This window comes from Streptomyces sp. NBC_00376, assembly GCF_036077095.1.
GTDB lineage: Bacteria > Actinomycetota > Actinomycetes > Streptomycetales > Streptomycetaceae > Streptomyces.
Genome location: NZ_CP107960.1, coordinates 8,632,226 through 8,658,532 on the forward strand (window position 1 = coordinate 8,632,226; position 26,307 = coordinate 8,658,532).

Annotated in this window: 22 protein-coding genes and 6 pseudogenes; 17 read left to right on the plus strand and 11 right to left on the minus strand. The window is 66.8% G+C overall.

Annotated elements, in window-relative coordinates; all coding sequences use genetic code 11:
- Positions 1-63: 63 nt before the first annotated feature.
- The 5 genes from OG842_RS38770 (at position 64) to OG842_RS38790 (ending at position 4,945) form a co-directional block, all read left to right on the plus strand.
- A protein-coding gene (locus OG842_RS38770; protein WP_266737211.1) for an IS3 family transposase occupies positions 64-1,283 on the plus strand; the annotation gives its coding sequence in 2 pieces (ribosomal slippage) (positions 64-319 and positions 319-1,283; 1,221 coding nt in all).
- A gap of 91 nt (positions 1,284-1,374) precedes the next feature.
- The gene (locus OG842_RS38775; RefSeq protein ID WP_328512622.1) at positions 1,375-2,085 is read left to right on the plus strand and encodes a hypothetical protein; all 711 of its coding nucleotides are present in this window, start codon (positions 1,375-1,377) and stop codon (positions 2,083-2,085) included.
- 50 nt (positions 2,086-2,135) lie between these two features.
- Positions 2,136-2,771 (plus strand): hypothetical protein, encoded by a 636-nt coding sequence (locus OG842_RS38780; protein WP_266734178.1) that lies wholly within the window; start codon positions 2,136-2,138, stop codon positions 2,769-2,771.
- A 467-nt stretch (positions 2,772-3,238) separates the two neighbouring features.
- Positions 3,239-4,495: a cytochrome P450 family protein gene (locus tag OG842_RS38785; RefSeq protein ID WP_266734176.1), complete on the plus strand. Its 1,257-nt coding sequence runs from the start codon at positions 3,239-3,241 to the stop codon at positions 4,493-4,495.
- 54 nt (positions 4,496-4,549) lie between these two features.
- On the plus strand, positions 4,550-4,945 hold the full coding sequence (locus tag OG842_RS38790) for a hypothetical protein (RefSeq protein WP_266737395.1): 396 nt from the start codon (positions 4,550-4,552) through the stop codon (positions 4,943-4,945).
- Between the two features lie 291 nt (positions 4,946-5,236).
- Here OG842_RS38790 and OG842_RS38795 read toward each other — a convergent pair whose 3' ends face one another.
- The 4 genes and pseudogenes from OG842_RS38795 to OG842_RS38810 all read right to left on the minus strand — a co-directional run.
- Positions 5,237-6,607, minus strand: a complete 1,371-nt coding sequence (locus OG842_RS38795) for an erythromycin esterase family protein (protein ID WP_266734174.1) — start codon at positions 6,605-6,607, stop codon at positions 5,237-5,239.
- 181 nt (positions 6,608-6,788) lie between these two features.
- Positions 6,789-7,016, minus strand: a pseudogene (locus OG842_RS38800) (IS6 family transposase); the annotation flags it as partial.
- Entirely contained in the window at positions 6,968-7,132 is a 165-nt protein-coding gene (locus OG842_RS38805; protein WP_266734172.1) for a hypothetical protein, read from the minus strand. The gene OG842_RS38805 and the pseudogene OG842_RS38800, both read right to left, overlap by 49 nt.
- A gap of 192 nt (positions 7,133-7,324) precedes the next feature.
- Positions 7,325-7,647: pseudogene (locus tag OG842_RS38810) on the minus strand (hypothetical protein); the annotation flags it as partial.
- A gap of 81 nt (positions 7,648-7,728) precedes the next feature.
- Between OG842_RS38810 and OG842_RS38815 the strand changes: the two are divergent.
- Both OG842_RS38815 and OG842_RS38820 read left to right on the plus strand, forming a co-directional pair.
- Positions 7,729-8,256: a SigE family RNA polymerase sigma factor gene (locus OG842_RS38815; protein ID WP_266734171.1), complete on the plus strand. Its 528-nt coding sequence runs from the start codon at positions 7,729-7,731 to the stop codon at positions 8,254-8,256.
- Positions 8,257-8,275: 19 nt separating this feature from the next.
- Positions 8,276-9,241 carry a hypothetical protein gene (locus tag OG842_RS38820; RefSeq protein ID WP_266734170.1) on the plus strand — a complete coding sequence of 322 codons (966 nt, stop codon included), beginning with the start codon at positions 8,276-8,278 and terminating at the stop codon, positions 9,239-9,241.
- Between the two features lie 233 nt (positions 9,242-9,474).
- Here OG842_RS38820 and OG842_RS38825 read toward each other — a convergent pair whose 3' ends face one another.
- Both OG842_RS38825 and OG842_RS38830 read right to left on the minus strand, forming a co-directional pair.
- On the minus strand, positions 9,475-10,740 hold the full coding sequence (locus OG842_RS38825) for an IS701 family transposase (protein ID WP_443063954.1): 1,266 nt from the start codon (positions 10,738-10,740) through the stop codon (positions 9,475-9,477).
- A gap of 84 nt (positions 10,741-10,824) precedes the next feature.
- Positions 10,825-11,756, minus strand: a protein-coding gene (locus OG842_RS38830) for an IS5 family transposase (protein ID WP_443064038.1) whose coding sequence is annotated in 2 segments (ribosomal slippage) — positions 10,825-11,388 and positions 11,391-11,756 — 930 coding nt in all. Because the reading frame shifts where the segments join, the coding sequence is not laid out codon by codon here.
- Positions 11,757-11,903: 147 nt separating this feature from the next.
- Between OG842_RS38830 and OG842_RS38835 the strand changes: the two genes are divergently transcribed.
- The 3 genes and pseudogenes from OG842_RS38835 to OG842_RS38845 form a co-directional block, all read left to right on the plus strand.
- Positions 11,904-13,037: an IS630 family transposase gene (locus tag OG842_RS38835; protein WP_328512621.1), complete on the plus strand. Its 1,134-nt coding sequence runs from the start codon at positions 11,904-11,906 to the stop codon at positions 13,035-13,037.
- A 64-nt stretch (positions 13,038-13,101) separates the two neighbouring features.
- On the plus strand, positions 13,102-14,286 hold the full coding sequence (locus tag OG842_RS38840) for an IS701 family transposase (protein ID WP_266726591.1): 1,185 nt from the start codon (positions 13,102-13,104) through the stop codon (positions 14,284-14,286).
- 237 nt (positions 14,287-14,523) lie between these two features.
- Positions 14,524-15,226, plus strand: a pseudogene (locus tag OG842_RS38845) (transposase); the annotation flags it as partial.
- A gap of 20 nt (positions 15,227-15,246) precedes the next feature.
- Here OG842_RS38845 and OG842_RS38850 read toward each other — a convergent pair.
- A complete protein-coding gene (locus OG842_RS38850; RefSeq protein WP_266734169.1) occupies positions 15,247-16,509 on the minus strand; it encodes an IS110 family transposase in 1,263 nt (420 codons plus the stop codon).
- Between the two features lie 511 nt (positions 16,510-17,020).
- Between OG842_RS38850 and OG842_RS38855 the strand changes: the two genes are divergently transcribed.
- Both OG842_RS38855 and OG842_RS38860 read left to right on the plus strand, forming a co-directional pair.
- Positions 17,021-18,457 (plus strand): IS1380 family transposase, encoded by a 1,437-nt coding sequence (locus OG842_RS38855; protein ID WP_443064048.1) that lies wholly within the window; start codon positions 17,021-17,023, stop codon positions 18,455-18,457.
- A gap of 155 nt (positions 18,458-18,612) precedes the next feature.
- Positions 18,613-18,909 (plus strand): annotated as a pseudogene (locus OG842_RS38860) (transposase); the annotation flags it as partial.
- A 19-nt stretch (positions 18,910-18,928) separates the two neighbouring features.
- Here the strand turns inward: OG842_RS38860 and OG842_RS38865 are convergent.
- Together OG842_RS38865 and OG842_RS38870 are read right to left on the minus strand one after the other, a co-directional pair.
- Complete coding sequence (locus OG842_RS38865) at positions 18,929-19,474, minus strand: MOSC domain-containing protein (RefSeq protein ID WP_266734167.1); 546 nt, start codon at positions 19,472-19,474, stop codon at positions 18,929-18,931.
- A gap of 93 nt (positions 19,475-19,567) precedes the next feature.
- Positions 19,568-19,753, minus strand: a pseudogene (locus tag OG842_RS38870) (transposase); the annotation flags it as partial.
- A 79-nt stretch (positions 19,754-19,832) separates the two neighbouring features.
- Between OG842_RS38870 and OG842_RS38875 the strand changes: the two are divergent.
- The 3 genes from OG842_RS38875 (at position 19,833) to OG842_RS38885 (ending at position 21,928) form a co-directional block, all read left to right on the plus strand.
- On the plus strand, positions 19,833-20,408 hold the full coding sequence (locus OG842_RS38875; RefSeq protein ID WP_266734165.1) for a hypothetical protein: 576 nt from the start codon (positions 19,833-19,835) through the stop codon (positions 20,406-20,408).
- Complete coding sequence (locus tag OG842_RS38880) at positions 20,405-20,830, plus strand: hypothetical protein (RefSeq protein WP_266734163.1); 426 nt, start codon at positions 20,405-20,407, stop codon at positions 20,828-20,830. Before OG842_RS38875 ends, OG842_RS38880 begins: the two co-directional genes overlap by 4 nt.
- 762 nt (positions 20,831-21,592) lie before the next feature.
- Positions 21,593-21,928 carry a hypothetical protein gene (locus tag OG842_RS38885; protein ID WP_053639247.1) on the plus strand — a complete coding sequence of 112 codons (336 nt, stop codon included), beginning with the start codon at positions 21,593-21,595 and terminating at the stop codon, positions 21,926-21,928.
- Between the two features lie 35 nt (positions 21,929-21,963).
- On the opposite strand, the gene OG842_RS38890 is transcribed toward OG842_RS38885, so the two are convergent.
- Positions 21,964-23,175, minus strand: coding sequence for an IS110 family transposase (locus OG842_RS38890; RefSeq protein ID WP_266731358.1), 1,212 nt, complete (start codon positions 23,173-23,175; stop codon positions 21,964-21,966).
- A 519-nt stretch (positions 23,176-23,694) separates the two neighbouring features.
- A pseudogene (locus tag OG842_RS38895) lies at positions 23,695-23,940 on the minus strand (transposase family protein); the annotation flags it as partial.
- Between the two features lie 895 nt (positions 23,941-24,835).
- Here OG842_RS38895 and OG842_RS38900 point away from each other — a divergent pair.
- Entirely contained in the window at positions 24,836-25,150 is a 315-nt protein-coding gene (locus OG842_RS38900; RefSeq protein WP_266734161.1) for a hypothetical protein, read from the plus strand.
- A gap of 182 nt (positions 25,151-25,332) precedes the next feature.
- Entirely contained in the window at positions 25,333-26,082 is a 750-nt protein-coding gene (locus tag OG842_RS38905) for a transposase (RefSeq protein WP_266734159.1), read from the plus strand.
- The last annotated feature ends 225 nt before the right edge of the window (positions 26,083-26,307 follow it).

Sequence of the window (26,307 nt, forward strand, 5' to 3'; positions counted from 1 at the left end):
GGTGCCCCCGGTGGTGTGGACACTCTGACAATGGATCTTGTGGATCCGAGGAAGGGTGTCCTGGTGGGACGGCAATCTCCGTATCCGGCGGAGTTCAGGAATGACGCGGTCGCGCTGTACCGGTCGGCGGGTGGGAAGCGTACGTATGCGGCGGTCGCGGCGGATGTCGGGGTGACCGGCGAGACGCTGCGGAGCTGGGTGCGCCAGGCCGACGAGCACGCAGGCCGGGATCACGGCCGCGAGGACCAGACCGCGCAGGGCCAGGATGAGGAACTGGCCCGGCTTCGCGCGGAGAACGGCCGGCTGCGCAAAGCGGAGAAGGAGTGGGAGCTCGAGCGGGAGATCCTGCGCCGGGCGGCGGCCTATTTCGCGAAGGAGATGAAGTGAAGACCCGCCGCTGGGACTTCGTCTCCGCCCACGCCTCATCCTTCGGCGTCCAGCGGATATGTCGGGTTCTTCAGATCTCGCGCTCGGGCTACTACCGGTGGATCACCGGCGCGAAGGCCCGCGCGGGGCGGCAGGCTGCCGAGGACGCCCTGGTCGCGGAGATCCGCGAGGTCCACACCGCGCACAAGGGCACCTACGGGGTCCGCCGCGTCCACGCCGAACTGCGCGGCTTCGGGCACACCGTCAACCGCAAGCGTGTCGAGCGCCTGATGCGCAAGCACCGGCTTGAGGGCCGGCACCTGCGGCGGCGCAAGCGCACCACGATCGCCGACCGGCTCGCACCACCGGCCCCGGACCTAGTCCAGCGCGACTTCTCTGCCGGGCAGTTGGACGAGAAGTGGTGCGGCGACATCACATACGTGCAGGTCGGTGGCGCGTGGATGTATCTCGCCTGTGTCCTGGACATCTGTTCACGCCGGGTGCTCGGCTACTCGATGGCCTCGCACATGCGCGCCGAGCTGGTCATCGACGCGCTGAAGATGGCGGTCACGGCGCGCGGCGGCAACGTCGCCGGAGTGATCTTCCACGCGGACAGGGGCGCCCAGTACACGTCGGCTGCGTTCGCGCAGGTCTGCGATGGTTTCGGGATCCGCAGGAGCATGGGCCGGGTCGGTTCGAGCTACGACAACGCCCTCGCCGAGTCGTTCTGGCAGGGACTCAAGAGGGAGACGGTGCGCCAGAGGCTGTTCTCCACGATGCGTCAGGCGAGGCTGGAAGTCTTCCAGTGGCTCACCTACTACAACGCCCGCAGGCGCCACAGCGCCCTCAACTACCTCTCACCAGCCGAGTTCGAACAGCAGCATCTGCGAGCAGCTAAACTCTCAATTGCGGCATGAGCCCCTGTGTCCACACTCCGGGGGACACCTCAATCTCGCCCGCCGGCTGACCCGCGACGGCCGGCCCCTGATCAGTGAACCCGTACGTGCCGTGATCGCCGACCACTCCCACGGACTTCCGCTGTACCTCGATCTGTCCGTGATGCGGTTCCTGGAGATCCGCCGCACCAACCGCACCCCGGAGCCGGCCGAATTCGACCACGACTTCCCCGCCCTGATCGCCCGCACCCTGACCGACCTCACCCCCGACGAACGGCACGTCCTGCGTTCTGTCGCCCTGCTCGACTCTTTCGATCTGAACCTGGCGACCCGGGCCGCGGGAATGACCCACGAGGCACCGGCGATGCGGCTGGCCGAGCGGCCCTTCGTCCGGGAGAACCCGTTCTCGCTGCGGCGTCGGACCAGCCCGGTTCCGGATGGTCGCCGCGGTGTTCTGGATGCACGGGAGCGCACCTGTCGGTGGCGGGCAGGCGGCGGGCCAGGTCGGCGGGGGTGGCGGCGTCGGAGAGGCCGGCTCCGGGGCCAGCGCGAGGCTGGTGAAGGCGGCGAACTCGGCCTGCTGGGCGAGCGAGAGGTGCCCGCCGGCCTGCAACAGGTGCTCCAGCAGTCCCCGGGCGGCTCCCTGGGCGAGGACGTCGTCGATGTGCGGGGCCGGCATCGGCCGCTGGGCCCGGTAGGGGTGGGCGTCGAGGCTGCCCGGTGCGGTGATCTCGTCGGCGACCTCACCGCGCCACTCTATGACCACGCCAGTGAGCTCACCCAACAGTTCCATAAGCTCTGGACGCCACCGCTGGACTCATGAGTCCATAGGAGATCGGAAGGGACCGGACCAGCGTCGTCAGGGAGTCGTCAATGCCGCGCCGCGGAGTGAGAGTTCCAAGTGTTCGGCTGTGCGCGGGGATCGTGCTCGGCCCGGCTGCCGGGCTGGTGACACTGTGGCTGCTGGCCCTGCTCGGTCATGCCCTCTACACCTGGGAGAGCACGCTCGGACTGTTGCTGCTGCTGGGGAGTGGCATTGCCGTCGGTTGCGCCCTGACACTCACGCGACTGGGCACCGGCATCGGGTACTCGTGGGGGTTGCTGGGAGGGATAGCGGCCGGGTTCTTCTGCGCTCTGCACATGCAGTACCTCTCGTCCAACGCCCTGCACGACCGGGGCCGGGAGGTGTACGGCGTGATAGAGGAGGAGACCTCCTCGTCCTTCGACCCGGACGGCATCACGACCTACACCTACGCCGTCGCCTACCCGGGGAACCTGCGTCAGCGCGAGCTGTCCACAGTGAGCAGGGAGTTGCGGACCGGAGGTCGGTATCTCATCACCATCGACCCGCAGCGCAAGGTCCGCCCGGCCCTCGGTCCCAGACCCGGTAGGGACGTCTTCCGCCTCGTCTGGGAGATCGTGAGCGGCGTATTCGTCGTACTCTTCTGGACCGCCTCCGTCATGATGCGTTTCCGGCCGGACGAACTCGAAGGCTGGTGGGAGGCTTAAAGGGTCTTAGCCGTAAACCACCCCTTGAACCCGCAGATGTGAGTGCATCCCGTCACCCTCGCGTCAGCCCACGAAAGGCGATTGGCGTCCCGGCCGGCTTCCGGCACCGACCACCACCAGGCGTGCCGCGAAGCTGTCCGAATGCGGATGGCTGGTCTCCGTCTCGCGCTGCCCGGACGGCGGCCGCCACAGTGGCGCGATGGACGCAGGACTCGCCGCCGTGCTCGGCGCCACCGTCGGAGCCCTCGGTACAGCGGCGACGGGTGCCACCGCAGCACTCCTCAGCCGCAGTGCAGCCTGCCACCAGACCAGGACCGAGACCCTCCGGGCTCTACGAGAGGCGAGACGGACCACCGACACCAACTACGCCGAGACCGCCGGGCGCTACAAAGACATGCTTGCCACCACGCTCAGTCCGCTCGATAGCCCAGCCCGCCCGCTCTCGCACCGTGTACCGGAGGTAGCTCATGACGGCACAACAACGTACTGCCCAGCATGTCCCGGTCCTGCGCCTGGACCCGACCGGCGCCGACCACCAGGGCGAAGCCGCACGGCTGCGAGAGCTCGGCCCGGTCGTGAAGGTGATACTGCCCGGCGACGTGGAAGCCTGGGCCGTCACCACGCACCAGCTCGTCACGGAATTGGTGACTGATCCGCGGGTCAGCAAGGACTGGCACCGGTGGACGGACATCCGCACCAACCGGATTCCCGAGGACTGGCCGCTGACCGGCATGGTCAAAATCACCAACATGGTGACGGCTGACGGCGACGACCATCGCCGCCTGCGCCGCGTCGTCACCCAGGTCCTCACCCCCGAACGTGTCCGGGCCATGCGCCCGCAAGTGACCGAACTCGCCCGCGGCCTCGTCCAGGCGTTGCCCGAGCGCACCGGCCCGGACGGCTCGGTCGACCTGCGTGAGCACCTGGCCTACCCGCTGCCGATGAACGTCATCTGCGACATCATCGGAGTCCCCGGCCCGCTCCGGTTCCAGCTGCGGCGCCTGGTCCGGTCCATCTTCGACTCCACCGCAGAGCCTGAAGAAGTCCTCTCGACACAACGCCTCATCTACGAACTCCTCGACAAGGTCGTCGCACACAAGCGCCGCACACCGGGCGACGACCTCACCAGCGCCCTGATCGCCGCCCAGAGGGACAACCCCGGCATCCTCAGCGACGCAGAGCTGACCGGAACCCTCTGGCTGATGGTCGCCGCCGGTCACGAAACCACCCTCAGCCTCATCACCAACGCGCTGCGCGCCCTGCTCACCCACCCCGGCCAACTCGATCTCGCGCTGAGCTCCGCCCCCTCCGTCTGGCCCGACGTCGTCGAGGAAACTCTGCGCTGGGACGCCCCCATCGGAAACTTCCTCGCCCGCTACCCACGCGAGGACCTGGACATAGGCGGCGTGACCATACCCGCTGGCGACGCCATCCTCGCCCCCTACAGCGCGGCCGGCCGCGACACCGCCCAGCACGGCCAGGACGCCGACCGGTTCGACCTCACCCGAACTCAGTCCCGGCACCTGGCCTTCGGCGGTGGCCCCCACGTCTGCCTTGGCGCACCCCTGGCACGTATGGAAGCCGCGATTGCTCTCGAAGCCCTGTTCAGCGCGTACCCCGGACTCTCACTCGCCACCAACCCCGAATCCCTCGTGCCCGTGCCGTCCCTGATCTCCAACTCCGTCCAAACCCTCCCCACCCACCTGAACCAGGCCCGCCCATGAACCACCACCCCAACACCATGGCCACCGCTGACACGTGCCCCCAAGGAGCTGAGGTTGATCCCCCACCACCTCGTCAGCAAGAGCGCCGGCATCGCGCTCGACCTCGCGACCGGCCTGGCCCGCGACCCGAACGACGGGCCCGGCAAAGCCATCTTCTTCTCCGACGCCACCCTCTGGTTTTGCAAACAGGGCAAGGACTGGGCGGACTTCGGCGCCGACTACGAAGCCGTCATCGACGAACTCATCAAAGCACCGGTCCCGCAGCTCTACATGACGCTCGTGCAGAAGGCCCACGCCATCCTGTGCGACGCCAGCCGCGACGGGGTGCGGCTGTATTACCTGGGCGGCGACGTCGAACACGTCACCCCGCAGGTACGCGCCGACGTGCCTCCTCGAGCACGGGGCCCCGGATCTCGCAACAGACATTGGCGAGCTTCGTGGACTGGATGACCTGCATGTCTGGGAGCTTACGACCGCACCCCGCGCACCGCCCGGCCTTTCCCCTCCGGTTGCCCCATCCGGGTACCCTCCCCGTCTTCCATCGCCATGCCCCCACCGCCCGGCGCCGTGGGAACGCCGGGCGGTGGGGGCGGCGGGGCTTCGAATGCGGTGGAACGGGGGCGTGACGGACACGGACGGGTGAGATGCGCCACGACGCGGGAGGTGTTCGGGGCGTGCGGGCGTGACATGGCTCGCGCCCGGCCATGACCTCGGCTCCCTCTGGTTCGAAGCGCCGGGCCGTCACGGCTTCAGCTTGTCGGCCTCCCGGACCTCGTGGAGGTGAATGAGGACGTCGAAGGACTTGGCGAGCGCGACGTCGCGCGGCTCCACGGGGAACTGCGTGCCGACACCGAGCGTGGGCCGGGCGACGTTCAGCCAGGTCCGCGCCGCGGCCGGGGCGGTACGCAGGTCCAGATAGAAGTCCCGGTAACGCACCTGGTCGAGGGTGTGCTCGTTCCTGCCGGGGCCGGCCGTGCCCACGGTGTACTTCTTCCACTCACCGCCGACGGCGTCCTCCTTCGAGAGGAAGGAGCCCTGGTTGAAGGTGGAGCCGATGGGAAGGTAGCTCCGGCCCATCGTGTCGCGCAGGAACGATCCCTGTGTCTTCGGGTACACCTGCGGGTTGCTGGCGAGGTAGCCGACGTGGTCGTTGTGCGCCGACAGCAGGATCTTGCCACCGGTCTTCTTCTGCCACCAGGTGACGTTCTGGGCCATCACCTCGTCGCGGAAGCGCTGGAAATCGGCCAGCGAGTTCGTGTCGGCGGGGTTCATGGTGAGGAACTTGGCCGTCTGGGCGATCGAGCGGGCGTTCTGCTCGGCCCAGTCGAATGCCTCGCCGTCCGAGCCCTTCAGGCCACTGATCAGTTCCAGGGCCTGCTGCGCCCTGGCGGCGAGCTGCTGCCGTTCCGTGAGTGGTTTGCCCAGGTAGGCGAAGACGTCGTCGATCGGACGCAGTCCGGTGTAGAGCTCGTTGAGCTTCGGCAGCACATCCGGGTGGTTCTCCTCCACATAGCCGGTCACCCGGCCGAAGAACTCGTCGTCCATCGCGGGGGCGCCGATGTCGTCGCCCATGAAGTGGACGGGGCGGTCGGGGTGTTGGCTGTTGTAGTCACGCATCCACTCGATGAGTGCGAGGAACTCCTCGCGCTCCCAGGGGGAGTTGGCGAACACCTTCTTGGCCAGTTTGCGGGCGTCGCCCTTGCCGGTCTGGAGGTACTCGTCGACCTCGAGCCCCCCGGACCAGCTCAGCTCCAGGGCGAAGGTGGTGAAGCCCTTCTTCTCGACGAGGTGGCGGAAGACCCGTTCCTTCATGGTGAAGAACTCGTGGGATCCGTGGGTGGCCTCGCCGAGCCCGACCACCTTGGCGTCGCCGACCATCGCGCTCAGGGCCCGCAGGTCGGCCGTGTTCCCGCCCGGCTCGGTCGAGCGCAGCTGGTGTGCCGCCTGCTCCAGCGCCTGGACGGGACTCTGCTTCCCGCCGCCCGCGCCTGCGGTGGCCGCGTTCTCGGCGGTGGCGGCCTGGACCGCCACAGGAACGAGGACCGCTCCCGCCGCGACGGCCGCCGCCGCGAACAATACGCGCCGGCCGATGTGCTTCCGGTGCCTCGTCATGTCGTACCCCTCAACTTGCTTTCTTGTGCTTGAGAAGGATCCTCGCCTGTGATTGCCCCGCCGCGCGCTGAGGCCAGCCTCCGAAATGCCCCGGGGGATATCCCCCGGGCATTGTCAACTTGTTGGTGTGCGGTTACTTGAGGGTGTGCGGGGGTGTGCTGGGCTTGGTTCCGCCTCTGGTTCAGGCCTCGGTGGGCATGGCGGTAGTGCCAGTGATCTCGTTCCAGGTTCCGAAGCGGTGGCGCATCTCGGTTCGGTAGCCGGTGGCGGTCATCCGGTGGCGGCGGGGCCGGAAGTGCGGTGAGATCTGACTGAACGCGGACAGGAACCTCTGGGTTCTGCCGACTGTGCGGAAGCCCTTCATCGCGCGTTCGCGCTGCCTCGTCGGCTGATGGGAGTTCTGTGTCCGGAGCGGAGGTCGGGTACGAAGGCCCGCTTCACGATGCGGCGGAAACGTTGACGCTGGTCGGGGGTGAGGCGGTGAAGGTCGGCGGTGAAGCGGGGCGTGGCCTCGTAGGTCGGCACGACGGAGTCCTCCAAGAAGCACGAAGCCCCCGGCACTGCCGGGGGCGGAAAGTGTCTTGCTCGGGTTGAAGGGAGTCGGTGAGGTAGTGCGGGGAGCGGTGCGCAGGTACGCGCGATGGAGTCTTCTATGGGCGGTTGTTGGCGAGAACCGGTGTCAGGCGGTGTGGCGTCGGCCACGGACGAGCCGTGCGGTCAAGGGGTGGTCAAGGGCCAAAACGGACACCGGAGCCGGGGCGGGCAGACCGCGGACAAGGGGTGATCGGCCAATGCGTCGCAGGCCACCGACCGGGAGCGTTCAAGGTCGGAGCGCTGGTAGATCAGCGCGGCCTTCTCCGACGACTGGCCGGCGCGAACCATCGTGTCCTTGAGGGTGGCCGCAGACCGGGTGGCCAGGGTGTGCCCAGTGTGACGAAGGTCGTAGAAGCGAAAGTTGCAGGCCGGCCAACCTCCGCCCGGGCCCTTCGCCACTTTCGCGCGAAGATGGACCGGCGGAACGGGTTCCCCCGCTCCGCCAGTGACAAGGTGAACCGTCCGTGGCGTCTTAGAGGTGAGAGCGGTTCGCGAGAGCGCGGCCGGAAGGGGAGGACACGGATCGCATGGGCGCGTTCGGCGGCAGACACGACGACCGGCTGGCGGAGTTCCAGGAGTTCGCGAGCACGGCCGGCCCCTGGCTCTTCCGTACGGCGCTGCTGCTGACCGGCGGGGACTGGTACCAGGCGGAGGATCTGGTGCAGACGGCGCTGGCCAGGGCCTTCGCCTCCTGGGGACGAGTGCGGCGCGCGGACAGCCGGGACGCCTACGTCCGCACCGTCCTGGTCCGCGTCCATCTCTCGCAACGGCGGCTGCGGCGCAGCACGGAGCGGCCCGTCGAGGCGGTGCCCGACAGTGCGTTGGACGTTCATGGCGACCCGGCCCTGCGCGTGGCACTGCTCGCGGCCCTGGCCCAGCTATCGCCCAAGGACCGGGCCGTGCTGGTGCTGCGTTACTGGGAGGACCGCAGTGTCGAGCAGACCGCCTCGGAACTCGGCCTGCGGCCGGGCACGGTGCGCAATCGCAGCATGGCCGCGCTGGCCAGGCTCCGCGAACTGCTCGGCAGCGAGCGCGAATCGCTCACCACGATCTGAGAGAGGGGCAGAGACAGACATGAAGCTGGACGAGCACGAACTGAACAAGGTCATGGGGGAAGCCGTCGGCGATGTGCGACCGCCGACGCGCGCCCTGGTCGACGGAGCGACGCGCCAGGGCAGGCGGATGCGCAGCCGACGCCGGATCGCGGTCGGCGTGGGCGTGCTCGCGGTCGCCGGGGTGGTGGCGGGAGCGTCGCTGTTCGGCGCGTACTTCCCGACGTATACGGTCGATGTGGAGACGCTTTCGGCGGGGCCAGGCGCCAAGCCGGGCAAGGTGACAATCCCTGACTTCTCGAAGCTGCCGAAGAATCCGCAGCCGCCGGCCGGGACAGAGCGGATCACGGGGCGGGCGACCGTGCAGACGCTGAAAGAGCTGATGCCCCAGGAACGGACCTCGGGGTACGAGAGCCAGCAGAGTCCCCCGATGGGGTATGAGGTCTTCGGCCGGCTCAGAACCGAGGGCTGGCCGGCCGGGGCGGAGGTGCAGGTCAATCTGCAGCTGAGCTTCGGGCGCGACATGTTCGTCCAGCAGCACGGGACGGAGCCGGCGCACACCTTGAAGGGGTTCTACTCCTGCGAGCATCGCGTGCCGGAGGGCGGGAAGATGTCCGCCTGCGGGGTCTCCAACCTGCGCGACGGCTCGGTACTGATGGTGTACGAGGACCAGTCCGGGCTGCTGCTGAGGCGGCACGCGGATCTGCTCCGTACGGACGGGATGCGGGTCGTCGTGGGCACGTCCAACGGCGCGGACATCGAAGACGGGCCCGTCGTCGATCTCGACCCGCCGCTGAGTCTGGACGAGTTGCGTTCGATCGTGACGAGTTCGCGCTGGCAGTACTTCGTAGACTCGCAGGTCAACCAGAAGGCGAAAAGTCTCAAGCCGCACACGGACCGGAGCCAGCAGATCCCGGCCGACGGCTCGATTCCCACCGACGACTCTCGGGGCACCACGGCGAAGCCGTCCAGCTCGGCCAGGCACTGATCCGTCCCAGAGGCGGACCACGCCGATCACGGCCATCGCGGGGCAGTCGCGCCCGCCAACCGCCAGCAGATGCAGCTCAGTAGATGCCAAAAGGTCACCTAAATCACCGGTATTGCAGCTAGTAGTGCTTGGTCATGTTGGTGCGGGGTCTGGCATGTTGCGGTGACAGGTGGGGCAGGCGCCGGTCCAGATCGCGAGGAGTATCTGCAGCTCGTGGACGACTCGGTAGAGGCTCAGGCCGACGCCGTCTCTTTTGGGGATCGGCTCAGTCGCTGCAGGGTGCAGAAGGCGTGGGCGACCGAGACGAGGGTGACGTGGTGGTGCCAGCCTGGCCAGGTTCGGCCTTCGAAGTGGGCCAGGCCCAGGGCCTGTTTCATCTCGCGGTAGTCGTTCTCGATGCGCCAGCGGAGCTTCGCGGTGCGCACGAGGACGGGCAACGGGGTGGTTGCGGGCAGGTTGGAGAGCCAGAACTGCACGGGCTCGTCCTGGTCGGCGGGCCATTCGGCCAGCAACCAGCGGACCGGAAGCTCGGTGGCGGCCGTGGCCTTGCGGATCTCGCGTCCGGCGGGCCGGATCCGCAGGGCCACGAAGCGCGAGTACATGCGTTTGTGCCCGCTGCGGCCACTGCCCGGCCGTGATCCCTCCCTCCACTGCACCGGCCGCGCGGAAGACTTTCCGGCCGCGATGACCAGGCTCTTCACCCTCCGGGCCGGCTCGGGGTAGGCAGGAACCGGCCGTCTGCCCCGGCCTGTGCAGGCCGGGGCAGACGGCTGTGCGTCCTCGGGCTGTGCGGTGGTCGAGGTCGAGATGCCCACCACGTAATCGAGACCGCGTTCTTCCAGGCCGAGCCGGAAGGCGGCGGTGTCACCGTAGCCGCCGTCGGCGATGACCTGGGGCACCTCGATGCCCCAGGACCGCGTCTCGTCGATCATGTCGAGGGCCAGCTGCCACTTCTCGACATGGCCCACCTGGGCAGGGATGGCGCACTTGCCACGGCGGGCCACTTTGGCCTGATCGGCCTTCGGCGAGGCGGGATCCCAGCTCCCGGGCAGGAACAGACGCCAGTTCACCGCCGCCGAGGCGCCGTTGGAAGCCAGGTGCAGCGACACCCCGGCCTGGCAGTTGGTGACCTTGCCCGCAGTGCCGGTGTACTGCCGGGTCACACACGCCGACGCATCCCCGTCCTTGAGGAACCCGGTGTCATCGATGATCAACGCGGTGGGCTTGACGACCGGCTGCATACGCCAGGCCAGACGGGCCCGCACATGCGCCGCATCCCACGGGCTGGAGGTGATGAAGTGGGCCAGCGCCTGCCGGTTCCCGTCTTCGCCCAGGCGGGCGGCCATCGGTTCCACCGACTTGCGCCCGCCGTCCAGCAGCAGGCCCCGCAGATAGACCCCACCCCACCGACGCTGATCCGCTCGCGCGAACGGCTCGAACATCTCCGCCGCGAAGTCCTCCAGATCACACCGGACCGCAGCCAACTCCCCACTCAGCACGTCCTGTCAACGACACGACCCATCAAGAAGACACGCCATCGCAGACCGCACATGACCAAGCACTACTAGGCACTGTTTCTCGGATCACGTGCGAAGCCAGATCATGAGAGCCGCGAGGGTGACGGTGCCGAGGTAGATGTAGGCGCGTTTTTCATAGCGCGTGGCGACGGCGCGGAAGCCCTTCAGCCGGTTGATGGCGCGTTCGACGGTGTTGCGCTTCTTGTAGCGCTCACTGTCGAACCCGGTGGGGCGGCCGCCGCGTGAACCACGGTTGTGTCGGTTCCGTTGCTGGTCGATGCGTTCGGGGATGGTGTTCCGGATTCCGCGTCGTCGCAGGTAACGGCGGTTGCTCCGGGACGTGTACGCCTTGTCCGCCAGAACATGGTCGGGCCGGGTGCGGGGCCGTCCGACTCCGGCCCAGGGGACGGAGACCTGCTCCAGCACCCGCTCGAGCTGGGGTCCGTCACCGTAGTGTCCGGGAGTCAGGACGAAAGCGAGGGGCCTGCAGCGTCCCTCGGCGGCGAGGTGGATCTTAGTGGTGAATCCGCCGCGGGAACGCCCCAGACACTCGCCGATCTGACCACCGCCTCCAGGCGGACTGCCAGATTCCGCAAGACCGGATCGACCTGGTTCGTCCCCCGCCCGGCCCCCTTTTGAGGAACGGCGGCCGGGGCCGCTTTCCTCGCGCCGGCGGCGTGCTGGTGGGCCCGCACGGCTGTCGAGTCCACCGACACGTCCCAGTCGATCGCGCCCACCGCGTCCTCGGCTGCCTGGATGCGAGACAGCAGCATCTGCCACGTTCCATCGGCTGACCAGCGGCGATGCCGCTTATAGACCGTTTCCCACGGCCCGAACCGCTCCGGCAGATCCCGCCACTGCACGCCGGTCCGCACCCGGTAGAGAACCCCGTTGATGACCCGGCGGTGGTCGCTCCACCGACCTCCACGCGCACCACCAGGAGGTAGGTACGACTCCAGCTGATCCCACTCCGCATTCGTCAGATCACCACGGCCCATACAGCCAGCCTGCCCCCAACACCCCACCCGCGTCAGGAGATCCGAGAAACAGTGCCTAGTGCCGTGACCGGCAACGTTTGCCCTGTTGTGATGTGACGCGCCGTCCGGGTGCTGTGGTGGACGGAGCGTGGGCGTCATTCTGTCCGGGTGGCAGAACGAGTGCGTGTCCGAGAGATCGATGACGATGACGGGCGGCGGCTGCTGCGGATTATCCGCAGAGGCACCGGGTCGGTGGTGACCTGGCGGCGGGCCCAGATGGTGCTGCTCTCCGCGCAGGGCATGCCGGTGGCGAAGATCGCCGAGGTGTCGTTCACCAGCGACGACCGGGTCCGGGACGTGATCCACAACTTCAACGCCGACGGCTTCGACTCTCTGTATCCGAAGTACGCCGGTGGTCGGCCGAAGACGTTCACGCTGCCGGAGCGCCGTGAGATCAAGAAGATCGCGAAGTCCAAGCCCACCGAGCACGACCTGCCGTTCTCGACCTGGAGCCTGTCCAAGCTGGCGGACTTCCTGGTCGCCGAGGGGGTGGTCGACGACATCAGCCACGAGGGCCTGCGCATCCTGCTCCGCGAGGAGGGAGTCTCCTTTCAACGCCTGAAGACCTGGAAGACCTCCCGTGATCCGGACTACGCGGCCAAGAAAGCGCGCGTCGAGCACCTGTACGCCATCGCCGACGGCGAGGTCATACCCGAGGACGGCGAACCCGAAGTCATCTTCTGCATGGACGAGTTCGGGCCGCTCAACCTGATGCCCCACCCGGGCCGGCAGTGGGCCGAACGCGGCGGCAAGCACAAGAGCCCCGACCGTGAACCACGCCGGCGGCGACGGGCGACCTACAACCGCTACGGCGGAGTGCGGCACCTGTTCGCCGCCCTGGACCTGGCCAAGGACAAGCTCTACGGCCACATCAAGCCGATCAAGAGGCGGACGCAGTTCCTCGAGTTCTGCCGCTACCTGCGCACTCTGTACCCGTCGACGGTGCGGATCGCGATCGTCTGCGACAACTTTTCCCCGCATCTGACCACGAAGAGGTGCCAACGGGTCGGCACCTGGGCCGCGGCTAACAACGTCGAGATCGCCTACACCCCGACGAACTCCTCATGGCTCAACCGGATCGAGGCCCAGTTCACGGCCCTGCGCTACTTCACCCTCGACGGCACCGACCATGCCGCCCACAAGGAACAGGGCAGCATGATCCGCCGCTACATCATCTGGCGAAACCGTCACGCCGACGACCAACGCCTACGCGCCGTCGTCAACAGGGCAAACGTTGCCTGATCCGGCACTAGTACTGCAACGGTGTTTGCTGTGACGGGTAGGCAGGTCGATCGTTGGTGTTGTCATGGGTGGGGATCTTGCTGAGGTCAGGTCGTGGGCCGGTGAGTTGGGTGCGGTGCAAGGGCGGTTTCTTCACCGATTCGGCAGATCGGAGCCTCGTGAGTCAGCTCTTGCCTATATGCGGGGACTCGTAGCCCCGTTGCAGCGGAAGAACGGCTGGACGCTGGCCGAAGAAGCCGGCCACGCAGGTCCGGACCGCATCCACCGGCTGTTGAACCGGATCGAGTGGGACGCCGACGAGGTTCTGGACGATGTGCGTGACTACGTGGTCGAGCATCTCGGCGATCCTGGTGCGGTGCTGATCGTGGACGACACCGGCTTCCTGAAGAAGGGCACCGGTTCGGCCGGGGTGCAACGGCAGTACTCCGGCACCGCGGGCCGCACGGAGAACTGCCAGGTCGGTGTCTTCCTCGCCTATGCGGCCCCGCTCGGACGAACGCTGATCGACCGCCGTCTGTATCTGCCTGCCTCCTGGACGGACGACCGAGAGCGGTGCCGCCGGGCCGGCATTGACGACGAGGTCGGCTTCGCGACGAAGGTGGCGATGGCCAAGGAGATGGTCCGCCGCGCGATCGCCGGCAAGATCCCGTTCCGCTGGGTGACCGCAGATGCCGGCTACGGCTACAGCAAGGGCTGGCGCTCTGAGCTGGAACAGGCGGACGTCTTCCACGTCATGGCCACCACCCGCCACGACACGGTCGTCACCCGCTGGGCCATCGACCACCCCGTGAGCGATCTATTTCCCGCCCTGCCCCGGCAGAAATGGAAACGCCGCTCGTGCGGCCAGGGCTCCCACGGGCCCCGCGTCTATGACTGGGCACGCGTCGAAGTCCGCCCCTGGCACCGGCCCGACCGCCGGCATTGGGTGATCGCCCGTCGCAGCGTTGCCCGTCCCCAAGAGCTCTCCTACTACATCGCCTACGGCCCGGCCGACGCCACCCTGGACGAGCTGATCCACATCGCCGGGAGCCGCTGGGCGATCGAGGAATGCTTCCAGACCGCGAAGCAGGAGTGCGGCCTGGACGACTACCAGGTCCGCCGCTACCCCGGCTGGCACCGCCACATCACCCTGGCCATGGCCGCCCACGCCTGCCTCACCGTCCTGCGGGCCCGCCAGCTCGACACCGGGAAAGCAGAAACGGATCCTCCCAGCTCATCCACCTCAGCCTCGCCGAGATCAGACGCCTGATCCACCGCCTCACCAACCGACGGCACGCACCCGTCGACCACATCCTGCACTGGTCGACCTGGCGCCGAAAACGACAACACCAAGCCCGAACCAGCCACTACAAACAACGAGGCCACGCCCCACCGACTGACCACCCGTCACGACAAACACCGTTGCAGTACTAGGGCGCGTATCTAGTCGTGATCAATCTGCGGGACTTTCCACTGCAGGGTGACGTGTTCTGGTAGATCGTCGTCTGTGACGCAGATGCAACTGACTGATGCGGAGTGGGAGTTCATCGAGCCGTATCTGCCGATAGGCAGGTACGGCCCGTACCCCGAGCGGCTGCGGCAGCAGTTCGAGGGAGTGATCTGGCGATTCAGGACGGGCGGGCAGTGGCGGGAAATGCCGCAGGAGTTCGGCCCTTGGCCCACCGTCCATAACCGTTTCCGGCAGTGGCGGGACGCCGGTGTCTTCGAAGCCCTGCTGGAAGGGCTGATCGCCGATGCCGCCAAGCGGGACGAGGTGGACCTGTCGCTGGTCAGCGTGGACTCCACCACGGTCCGGGCCCACCATGATGCCGCCGGGATGCACCTCGATGCCGGTGTCCTCACCGCTCTGGAAAAGGCAGCTGCCGAGGAGGAGAAGGCCCGGCAAAAGGAGGCGGCCCGGAAGGACAAGCCGGACAGGGCGCCGGAAAAGACCCCGCGCGGGAGGAACGAAGACGCATCCGGCGCCGACGAAAAGTCCGCCTGAAGGCCGCCCTGCTCGGACGATCGAGGGGGGACAAACCAGCAAGGTCCACCTCGCCGCCGACCGGAAATGCCGCCCGCTGGCGATCATCTTGACCGCGGGACAGGCCGCGGACAGCCCTCAGTTCATCCCTGTGCTCAACAAAGTTCGGGTCCGTGTCCCGGTCGGCCGTCCCCGCACCCGGCCGGACGCGGTCGCCGGAGACAAGACATCCCACGCGGATAAGCGTCAAGCTGCCGCTGCGATATGTCCGGCTGAGGGCTCCGGGAAGGCGATTGCTTCGTTGTAGGTGTGACCGTTCTGGAGGCAGTGGAACAGCATGCCCATGAAGCGATTGAAGAGGTTCCGCTGTGCCGCGACGTGACGATCGCCAGCTGCTCGTCGGCGGTCGTAGTGGGCTCTGGCGCCTGGTGACCTGGTGAGAGAGACGAAGGCCCAGACGTAACCGACGGCAGCCAATCGCTGGTTCTTGACCTTCCGGCTCATGACCTTGCAGCTCTTGCCGCTGGCTCTGGTGACCGGGGCGCTTCCCGCGTACGCCTTCAAAGATCCGGCGTTGGCGAATCGGGCCCGGTCGTCGCCGATCTCCGCCAGGATTCGGGCGCCTGTCAGTGCGGCGAGGCCTGGAAAGCTGCGGATGACCGGTGCATCCGGATGCTCTTCGAAGGCCTGTGTGACGGCTTCTTCGAGCTGGTCGGCGTTGTCGCAGGCGGTGTTCACCTGCCTGAGCAGAGCGGAGGTCTGATGCCCGAGAGCCGTCTCGACCTGCGGGAGCTGGTGGAGGTAGTCGCGTTTGAAGACCTCATGGAGCCTTTCGGCGTCGGCCTGGATGCCGCGGACTCGGCCGGCCTGCTTGAGCAGTGTCTGCAAGCGTCGCCGTGTCAGCTTCGCGGCCATGGTGGGGGTCGGTGCTGCCGCCAGGATGGTGCGGGCTTCCCTCGAACACAGACCGTGCTTGTGCTGGGCGAAGGCGTCGAGGATTGCAGGGTAAAACTCTCTGAGCTGGGAGCGAAGCTTGTTTTGGGCCTGTCCGCGAGCCCAGACGGCGTCTTGTTGGGCCCGGGCGAGCACGGCGATGGCCTGGACGAGCTCGGAGTCCGCCGGCAGCGGCCGGTGGGCGGCCATGTCGGTTCGCAGGATGTTGGCCAGGGCCGCAGCGTCGACGGCGTCTGACTTCTTGCGGGCGACTGAGTGGCGATCTCGGTAGCGGGCAACTGCCAGCGGGTTGATCGCGAAGACCGGCCGCCCGGTGGCCCGCAGGCAGGCGACGAGGAGTCCGCGTGAGGTCTCGATCGCCACGGGGATCGGGGCGGCCTCGCTGTCGCCATGTTCGGCCAGCAGGTCCGTGAGCTGGGTAAACCCTGCAGCGTCATCGCCGATCCGCACCTTGGCGAGTTGCTTTCCGCCGGCATCGACCAGTGCAATGTCGTGGTGGTCTTCGGCCCAGTCCACGCCACAGAACACTGGCGTCGGTAACTCGACTATCGCCATCCGGTCCTCCTTCGTCGCGTCTCTTTCTCCAGGCCAGAGCCTGTGCAGGGTGCGCGTGCTCCCTAATGGAAGTGCTCAAGGCACGTCATCCCACCAGCCGTTCGCAACCCCAGCGAGTCGTGCGGCCCTCGGTCCGCGTCAGAGCTGAAAGCTCAAGGCAGAGCAGAGAGGTGATCCGCACAACCGGCTCGGACTACGGACAGCAAACCGCCCGGTGGCTGCAGACGGGCCGGCCCGCAGCAACAGGACCACTTCGAGGCCCGAACAGACAGAACCGGACCTGGATCCGAGCACTCATGCCCAGACTGCTGGGCGCGAGCCGGCCTCGTCTTGTCAACAGGACTCTCAGGCCCGGGCATACTCCAAGGCTCGGCTCGCGCCCCTGAAGGTCAGTTTCCACCGGCCTTCACTTCCCATTAGCCTCGCCGTTTCGTTTGGGTACGGCGGATGTTGGGGCGGAAACGCAAAAGTGCCCTTCCTGACCTGGGACGATGAACCTTGCTGAGGGGTTCTGTCGGTCCAGGCGGAGGGCACTTTCTACGTGCAGGATATCGGGTTGCGTCCCAAGATCCATGTCAGTGCGGATGGTTCGGGGGTGGTCGGTCATGCCGGGTCACGGTTACTGGCTGATCTTGCCGATGCCACGGGGCTGACCGCTGCGTACTCCGCCGCTCTCAGGCCGCTTCGGCCGCGCGGGACCGGGCATGATCCGGGCCGGATCGCCACCGACCTGGCGGTGATGCTCGCCGACGGCGGTGAGGCCATCGCGGACCTGGCCGTACTGCGGGACCAGACAAGGTTGTTCGGTCCGGTCGCCTCGACACCGACGGCCTGGCGGCTGCTCGCCGACACCGACGAGAGGACACTGGCTGCTCTGCGCCCGGCGCGTGCCCGAGCCCGGGAAGTCGCCTGGATGCAGGCCGCCGAGCAAGGCGAGGGCATACCCGCAGCCCGGGCCGCGGGGCACATGCTGCCCGGGCTGGTCCTGGACCTCGACGCCACGCTGATCACCTGCCACTCCGAGAAGGAGCAGGCCGCACCCACCTATAAAGGCGGCTTCGGCTTCCACCCGCTGCTGTGCTTCCTGGCCAACACCGGCGAAGCGCTGTCGGGCCGACTGCGGCCCGGGAATGCCGGTGCCAACACCGCGAGCGACCACATCACGGTGCTCGACCAGGCACTCGCGCAGATCCCCGACGCCCACCGGCACGGTACCGACATCCTCGTCCGCACCGACAGTGCCGGATCCGCGAAAGCCTTCCTCGCCCACGTCCGCGACGTGCGGAAACGAGGAATCCGTACCTTCTTCTCGGTCGGATACGCCATCACCGCGCCGGTCCGCCGCGCTGTCCGGGCCATGCCTGAGCACCTCTGGCATCCCGCCCTGAACCAGGACGGGACACTGCGCGCCAGCGCCGAGGTCGCCGAGCTGACCGGCATGGTCGATCTGGACGGCTACCCGGCCGGCACCCGCATCATCGTGCGCCGGGAGCGGCCGCACCCCGGAGCACAGCTGTCCCTGTTCGACCAGGACGAAGGCCTACGGCATCAGGTGTTCCTCACCGACACCCCGTACTCCGGTGGCGGCTCCGCGCAGTTCCTGGAGGTCCGCCACCGCGGACATGCCACCATCGAGGACCACATCCGGTGCGGCAAGACCACCGGCTTCGGCCGCTTCCCCTCCCGAGACTTCGGCGTCAACGCCGTCTGGCTCGAACTCAGCCTCGCCGCGATCGACCTGCTCGCCTGGACCCGTGTCCTCCTCCTGGACGGGGAGCTGGCCACCGCCGAGCCGAAGAAACTCCGCTACCGGCTACTGCACGTCGCCGGCCGCCTCACCCACGGCGGCCGACGCCTCCACCTGCGAATATCGGCGACCTGGCCCTGGAGAAACGAACTGGCCACGGCCTTCCACCGCCTCGCCGGACTGCCCCGACCCGCCAGCTGACCGGCAAACCCCCGTCCGCCCACGACCCGAAAGAACCCGGAGAACCTGACCACCGCGTCGGGACTCCGACCTGCCCAACAACCGAAATCACGTCGGCCACCCAGCAGTTGGCGATCAGCGACACCGCCTCAACCCAACCGAAACGGCGAGGTTAGGCGTACTCCTCCCGCGGCAACCGCACCTACCTCCGCAAACGCCAGATCAAGGCGGTCATCCCGGAGAAGAAGGACCAGGCCGTCAACCGGAAGAAGAAGGGCCGCCAAGGCGGCCGGCCCCTCAGCCACGACGCCGAGCTCTACAAGGCAAGGAACACCGTCGAGCGCCTGATCAACAAGCTAAAAGCCTGGCGCGGCATCGCCACCCGCCACGACAAGACCCCCGAAAGCTACCAAGCTGGACTCCACCTCCGCGCCTCCATGATCTGGATCAAAGACCTCACACGAGCCACGTGATCACGACCCGATATCCGCCCTAGACCCGTTCCAGCGAGCGGTGGGGAAGGGGCGGGGTTTCGACCTGGATGGAATCGTCGGGGCGGACGATCCCTCCACGGCGGACCACAGCCATGACGCCACACTTGAATGTGAACTCGCCGGACACGGAGTCCATGGTGAAGACCTCACCGAGCAGCCCCTCGTGGAAGTCGTTGATCTTCGAGCACGGGTTACGCAGTCCCGTCACCTCGAGCACCGCCCGCTCTCCGAGATGGAGCAGAGTGCCGGTGGGCAGGCCCAACAGGTCCACCCCGCGCGTGGTGATGTTCTCGCCGAGCTGACCCGCAGAGACCTTGAAGCCCTTGAACGCGAGCTCGTCGAAGAGTTCCTCGTGCATCAGGTGGACCTGGCGCAGGTTGGGCAGGTCCGGCTCGTAGGTCATGCGGAACTGGTGGCGGATCGTCTCACCTGCGTGAACGTCTCCTTCCACTCCGAGCCCCGTGAGCAGCGTGATGGAATCGCGATTGGGCTTACTGAACGAGTACACCTCGTTACGGCTCACTGCGGCGACCTGACCAGTCATCACGCCCTCCCACCTGTTGTCGTTCTGCGGCCGGTCGATCTTAAAGGTGGTGCAACCAGCCTTGTGAGGGAGGCATGCAGTGAGCGGACCTCATCGGGCGGATACGCCAGGGTACGGGACCCAACTGGCATCGTCCCGCCACTGCCCGCCGGTCCTGAACCGCCAGATCACCCCCTCGAACTGCTGCCGCAGCCGCTCGGGGTACGGGACGTACTCGCCGATCGGCAGATACGGCCCGATGAACTCCCACTCTTCGTCCGTCAGTTGCATGCACGTCACGCCAGAAGGTCTACCGGTCCAACCCCCGCCGCGAGGGCGAATCCCGCAGATTGATCACGACCCGATACGCGCCCTAGCAGTGGCCAGCAGTTCGTTTGAAGACGGTCGTGATCTCAGTCTGGTCGCAACCGAGTTCCTGAACGAATCGGTCCGGCGGCGCCAGCGCCGTGCCGCTCGGCTCCTGGCCTTTCCCATTCTGGTCCTGTCCGTGATTGCCCTGCTCACGGCTGGTCTGTTCCTGCTGATGCAGGCTCTTCCTGCTGCACACGGCGGGTGGTCGCTGGGGAGTTTCCTCGTGGTGTGGGCCATGCTGGCGGCGGGAGGACTTCTCTCAGCGCGCCGCAGCCACCATGTGGGACGTCTCCCGCAGCAGGAATCTCAAGATCGCATTCTCGCCACCCGCTCGAGCGCTTTCCTGGATGGGCTGAGGGATCTGTGGCCCTACCGGTCCGGCCCAGGAGCAGCTGCTCCTGGTCATCGAGCACTGGCTGGCCCGGCCGTTGGCAGGCCCTCCCGCGAGCAGAGCCAACGCAATGTCGAGGAGGCGCTGCGCGGAAAGTACGGTCGGCTCGGCGCACCGCCCGAAGCATTGACCCAGTGGCCGGGCCCTGTTCACGGCCGCCGGCCCGGAGAAGTCGAAGGGGGCGAGCGGTGACCATGACACCGCCCGAGGGGTCGGACACTGCGGTTGGCGACGAAGGTGCGCAGGCAACCCAGATGCCGACACCGTACTCGGCTCTTCCAGCCGCTGGTCAGGCGGAGGAGTGGGAGCGTGCAGTCCCAGGTGCTGGCGAACGCATCCTGCGCATCGTGGAGCAGGACTTCGAGCGCCAGGCTGAGAAGCACCGGCAGTGGTGTCTCGACCGCGTTCATGAGCGCCGCTTGGACACGGTCAACCTGGTGCTGCGCGCAACCGGCCTGATCGTCGGCAGTGGTGGTGTGGCTGGTTACCTCTGGGTCGCCAAATACTTCGTCGACCACGGCGCTGCGGTGCCCGCGGCGGGCATGCTCGGGGGTGGTGTCGCGGCGCTCGCCGCAGCGTTCGTCGGCAACTCAAAGCGAAACTCTCGTTCTTGAAGCCCCCTGCACCCACCTTGGGAATCAAGTGCTGCCAGGCGTGCAGATTTTTCCCGCTTGCTACGGAAGCCGTAGGCAGCCCTGGATGTTTCCCGCTTTGCTTGTTCGAACGGCATCCCGGGGAAGTACTCGCTGCGCGGTGAAGCTGAGGGTGAGACAGCCCAGCAGGCAGTGGGGGCGCGCTTCTCGATGACCCGGTAGTCCGGGTGGGCGGGGGAGAGCCACAACCCCGCGTACCGCAGCCCATTGTCCGTGCCGACGTAGTAGAGAGTCAGGAGGCGGTTCTGGGATGCGGCTGTCGATCCGACCTTCACGTAGGCGCCTGGGCCGCTGAAGGCAATCACGTAGACGTATCCGACTCCCTCCGGAGCTTGCATCGGCACGGCGTACTGCTGGATGAACCTGCGAACCGGGTTCGTCGCGCGACCATGAATCCAAGCGAGCACAGCGCGATTGAACTGTGATGCACTGACAACCGCGCCGAAATGACCGACCGTTTCATGATCTCAGAAAGATTACCGGCACCGCTGGCCTGCCCGCCGTGGCCAGAGCTCGGGGCCGGAACCGACCTCAGCGCGCCCCGACGCCCTCGACAATGTGATAACGCAGCCAGGCCGGGGGGGTGCCTCTATGTCCTTCGTCAAGGTGTGACCGTGTGCCGCAGTCGGCGACTCTTGAGCACCCCGGCAACCATTCCGGCTCGGCGGGGGTCCTCCATACCAGGCCCCGCTCGGGGCCATCGACGCAAGGGGGAGGAGCGTCATGGGGGTCCGCAGGGCAGCGAAAGGCGTCGGCGAGTTCCTGGTCGAGACGGTGGGAGAAGCCGTCGCCGAGGTGATCCTCAGCCTGCTCGCCTGTGCCCTGCTCGGCTGCCTGGCTCTGATCGCCTACCTGAGCTGGTCCCTCAGCCCGCGCTTCACCATCGCGGGGGCTGGGCTGCTCAGTCTCCTCCTCGCCCACGGCGCCTGGCAGACCTTCCGCACCCCCGCGAAGGGGCGCCGTCGGGGCCTCGCCGCCCTGACCGCTGTCGGGTTCACCGTGACCGCCATGACGGCCCTCTTCCTGCTGCTCTACTCCACAGGATGCGACTGCCTGTGAGGCCGTTTGGTTCAGCTACGCAAGTCCGAGGCCGGTCATGCGGTAGCTGTTTCGGGGACTCGTGACTCGTAGAAGGTGCCGTCGCGGAGCATGGCGAACAGAACGCTGATGCGTTGGCGGGCGAGGCGGAGGAGGGCCTGGGTGTGGGTTTTGCCGCGGGCGCGTTGCTTGTCGTAGTAGGTGCGGGAGGCGGGGTCGGCGTTCATGCAGGCGAAGGCGGAGAGGAACATGGCGCGTTTGAGCTGGCGGTTGCCGCCTCGGGGCGCGTGTTCGCCGTGGATCGAGGTGCCCGACGACTTCGTGGTCGGGGCGAGTCCGGCGTAGGAGGCCAGGTGGGCGGCGCTCGGGAAGCTGGTGCCGTCGCCGACGGTGACCAGCAGGACTGCGGCGGTCCTGACACCGACGCCGGGCATCGACGTCAGGACCTTGGAAAGAGGGTGGGCCTCCAGCAGGCTGTTGATCTGGGCTTCCATCGCCCGGCGCTGGGTGTGGACGGCGGTGAGCTGGCCGGCCAGGGAAGGGATCACGATGTCCAGGGTGCCGGTCCCGGGGACGACGACGGTCTGCTCGTCCAGGGCGTCGAAGACCTCGTCGATCAGCCGGGTGGCCATGCGCGGGGCCTTCGGGCGGATCAGCTCCACGAGTCTGCGGCGTCCGGCTTTGCGCAGGGCGGCCGGGGATCCGTAGCGTTCCAGCAGCCAGGTCACGGCCTGGTGGTCGAGGCGGGGGCCGAGGACGCGTTCCAGGCTGGGGTGGAACTGGGTGAGCAGGCCGCGTATCCGGTTGGAGGTGCGGGTGGCCTCGGCGGCGAGGTCCTGGTCGAAGCCGGTCAGCACGGTCAGCTCTGCGGTGATCTCGTCGGTGAGTTCCAGCGAGCGCAGGGTGTGCGGCATCGTCCGTGCGGCGTCCGCGATCACGGCCGCGTCCTTCGCGTCGGTCTTGGCCTCGCCGGGGTAGAGGTCGGCGATCCGGCGCATGGCCAGGCCGGGCAGGTAGGCGACGCGGCAGCCGGCGTCGCGGGCGACGGTCAACGGCAGGGCGCCGATGGAGGCGGGCTGGTCCACGATGACCAGGACGGTGCCGAACTTCGCGGTCAGCTTCTCGAACACGGCCCGCAGCTTCGGCTCGCTGTTGGGCAGCGGCTTGTCGAAGACCTTCTTCCCGGCTGGGGTCAGCCCGTGGCCGTGGTGAGCGGACTTTCCGACGTCCAGGCCGAGGAACACACCCACGTCTTCGATCTCGAACATCGTGCCCTTTCGGGGGTGTTGGCGGTGCCGGCCTCGGCTCGGGTGTCGTGCTCGCGCATCCACGTTATGCAGACCTGCCGCCCGCGAACCGTCCGGCGTTGCGCCGGACCGGGCGGTGGCCGGACCTCTGATCAGCGTCTCCGACGAACACCCCCGGACTCGGTGACACCACCCCCCAGGTCATCCCGTCGACAGGGGGACACAGTCATGCCGGGCCCGGAGGCCAGCGGCCCTCTTGCAGGACCGCGAAAAAGATAACGGGGGCAAGCTCCACCGTCTGGTCCTGAAGGTGATCGAGGACCGGCTCGAAATTCTCGCAAAATGGACTGCCTCGCGCGGGGCTGAGGTCGGGAGTGGCTGGGTATTGCTGTTCCGGTGTCCGGTCACCGGGGTCTTGTTGAGTCCCTGGTCTCTGAGTCCCTGGTTCGGACCTGACAAAAGCGCAGTTCAGGGGCGCCTGCTCTGCCTGGCCAGGGGACTGGAGGGACTGAACATCCCTGTTCCATTCATTGAGCGTTTTCAGCGTTGCCTCTCCAGGGTGAGGACGGCCTTGGCGATTGACGTCATGCGGTTCGGGCTGCATCGCGATCTTCGGAAGATCCGCCAGGACTTGAGTCGCGCCATGCCGCGTTCGACGGGTGCCCGGGATGTGGCCAGTGCCCGGTTGACGGTCCGTTCTGTCGGGGTCAGCTGCCCGCGGGGCGGGCGTCTGCGTCCGGTGGTGACCCAGGGGCCGGCACCTGTGTAGGCGCGGTCGGCCAGGATAAGGAGAACGAGATCACGCGACGCCGTAAATTCGCAGGGGGTAACATGCCATTATGTGCAGTCACCGGAAAGCAATTCAAAGTCCGATCGTCGCGAAGCACATGAAAAGATTCTTCAAGGGGGTGACGGCACACGAGAGGAAAGATCCCAGCCTGATGGCGGAGGCATATGCGCGGCACTTGTTCCATGAGCGGCGCCGGGAGCTGGTCGACGATAAGAAACTATCTCACTCCCCGTTTTATGTTGGTCTGGGGGTGAGCGAAGGCGGATTTGAACGCCTCACCAAACGAAGCCTGCTCGTATCCGACACCCTATTGTTAGCACATCATGGACCAGGGAGTGCGCGCGAGCTCGTTCAACTTCCCCCGAGCAGGAGCACGGACCTCCTCGAGCGCATTTTCCTCCCTTCTAGGCGTAGCACTTCCTTTGACCCTCAGAGTGGAATTACTGTAACCGAATGGCCGGAACGTCTCTCTCTGGTGTGCGACAACATTTTTTACCTTGGGGCAGTGGATCGCCGATTCTGAGCCCCTGCTCAGGTCTGGACTTGTTTGGTATCTGCCCAAATACTCGATCCAAAGCGTGCGGTAGCGTTATTTCCGCCAGTCCAGAAGGTGTAAGTCGCACCGACAGTCAAGCCAGCCTAGTTCGGACGGCACTTGACTTCTTAGTACGGGACGGAAGAGCCATCGAGGAGGTGGAAGGTTCTGGCAGTGGACCGGTACAGAGCCGCGTGGTGCGCCCTATTCTCCAGATGGACCTTCCATTCATCGATGGCGTACCGATGGCTACCGCTAGTCGCATCACGGTCGAGGAATTCGGCTCCTACCGTGCGGCCAAATGATTCTTGCAGCAAAGCCTCACAGATCTCGATGGAGTCGTTCAAAGTGACCACATGGAGCACGAACTGCGCAAGATCGGAAATCAGCTGGAAGATGAGATCAGGCGCGTTCAGTCGCAAATGAATATTGCCCGCAGAAAGCGCGCAGTATCGGTCACTGGTGCAGTCATTGGAACTGTAGGAGCCGTGCTTGTCGCAGTCTATGGGCCAACCATGACGGCGGCGCTTCCTCTCATCGGCGCGGCCGGGGCCGGTGGGGTTTGGGAAATCATCCGGAATACCGCAGAAAACAGTCCGAGGACGCTACGCGACGACCAGTGGTATTACATGTGGCTCATGGCGAAGAACAGTAACTCGTACACTATCTGAGAGGAAAGTGCCCCATCCGGGCTTGCGACATCCGAGAGCCCTCGACCACGAACTACCCTAATAGAATGAGCGTTTTGAGAGCGGCCACCGATCGGGTGACGGCGGGAAGGCCGCAACGCACGATGCGCCCATGCCGTTGAGGGAGGTGTTCGACGTCTCAACTCATCAGCGCAGGTGCCTCGTTGGTTCCATATCCTGCCGCACTCGACCTGTCTCACGCACTGGTCGAGTGGGTGACCATGCTCATCGTCACCCGCGAGGGTGATCGCCGCTGTAAGCTCCCGCCGCACCAACGCGCGCTCGTCGCTCTGGTGTACCTACGCAAGCACGACACCCTGACCCAGATAGCCGCCGGCTTCGGCATCTCAGTCGGCACCGCCCACGCCTACGCCACCGCCGTCATCGACCTCCTGGCCGACCGGTCACCGGGCCTGCTGAAGGTCCTGCGTGACACCGACCCGCAGTACATCCTGCTCGACGGGACGCTCGCCGAGTGCGACCGAGTGGGCGACGGGAAAGCCGACTACTCCCACAAGCACCGCCGCCACGGCGTGAACGTGCAGGTCGTAACCGACCCTGTCGGCCAAGTGCTGTGGATCTCACCGGCCCTGCCGGGCCGGTGCCACGACCTGACCGCCGCCCGCACCCACCGCATCATCCGGATCTGCGAACGCCAGGGAATCCCTATCCTGGCCGACCGCGCCTACACAGGTGCCGGCCCCTGGGTCACCACCGGACGCAGACGCCCGCCCCGCGGGCAGCTGACCCCGACAGAACGGACCGTCAACCGGGCACTGGCCACATCCCGGGCACCCGTCGAACGCGGCATGGCGCGACTCAAGTCCTGGCGGATCTTCCGAAGATCGCGATGCAGCCCGAACCGCATGACGTCAATCGCCAAGGTCGTCCTCACCCTGGAGAGGCAACGCTGAAAACACTCATTACGCGTGTGTGTACGCGTACACGCGAGTACAAACGTCTTCTATCCTGAGCGGCTCATAACAGAGACTTTCAGTCCCTTTCTGGGTGCTAGCAGTGCTGTGACCTGCCCTTATGCCGTAGGGACTGAAAGAGACTGAACAGGCTGTTGGCCCCTCGGCAAGGACGATCAGCGTGCCGCGTCAACGTGAGACCAGCGGTCCCCGCTCCGCAGGAAC